Here is a 1052-nt window from a genome sequence, read left to right as displayed (position 1 = left end):
ATTTGAAATTTGTAGAATTCTTAGGCGTGCCGCCGCTGATCGGCAATAGCTCAAGCGGAGACGAAAACGTCATCACACAAATGGCTGAAGCGCTTGAGGGTATCAAAAGCGGCAGTTACGCGGTGCTAGGTCCGAACGACATTATCAAAGTGCTTGAGGGTAGAGGAAGCCAAGCCGACTTTATGGAGTTTGTGCGCTATTGCGACGCCGAGATAGCCAAAGTAATAAACGGCTCGGTGCTTAGCTCGAATGCAAACACCGCACAAAGCGGCAGCTACGCAATGAGCAAAACCCACGAGCAAAACCGCGCCGAGATAGTCGCTGCAGACGTGAAATTCGCAAGCCGCTTAGTCGAGCGAATATATGCGCATCTTGGCAAAAGAGCAAATCTAAACATTCAAATCGAAAAGGATGTGGATCTGCTCCAGCGCGCACAGATGCTTCAAATTTTGCACGAGCTAGGCTATGAGATGAGCGTAGAGGATATGGCAAAGGAGTTTGACCTGCCTCCGAGCGCAAAAAGCGCGCCGAAAAATACGGAAGGTAAGCCAGCCGCACAGACGGACGCAGAAAAAAATTCTGCGAATGCGACAAAACAGGGCAAATATCTTACAGAGATAGAGAGGCAAACCGCGCAGCACGATTTTAGCGCCGCAAGCTCGCAAATTTCATCATACGTTAAAAGTGTGGTAGATAAGGCCCAAACTTACGAGCAGGCTTATGAGATACTTGCAAAAAATCCGCTAGGTTTTAAGCTTAATGCGCTGGAGGATGAGCTATTTCGGGTTATAGCGAATGCTGAAATTTTAGGCGCGGATGATGGCACGGCTGCGGGCAAGAGCGCAGGGGTGGATAAAATTTCAGCCGCCGATAAAATTTCATACATAACCACAGGCGCGGGCACGGATGAAATTTTAAACGACTACGCAGGCGCGGATAACGCGGATGAAATTTCAAATAATTACATGCGTAGCGCGGATAAAATTCCAAGCAGCCGCGCGGGCAACGCAGGTAAAATTCCAAACAATCTCGTAGATAGCGAGGATAAAATT

Annotated in this window: 1 protein-coding gene; it reads left to right on the top strand. The window is 48.4% G+C overall.

Translation table 11 applies throughout. From position 1 onward, the window contains the following. Positions 1–1052 (top strand): DUF935 family protein (locus Q0257_RS08035; RefSeq protein ID WP_298023784.1); only part of this gene is annotated, 1052 nt, incomplete at both ends.

The sequence above is a fragment of the uncultured Campylobacter sp. genome (assembly GCF_938018035.1).
Lineage (GTDB): Bacteria > Campylobacterota > Campylobacteria > Campylobacterales > Campylobacteraceae > Campylobacter_B.
The sequence above is the reverse complement of the archived record's forward strand: the minus strand, read 5'-3'. Positions and strand labels throughout refer to the sequence as shown.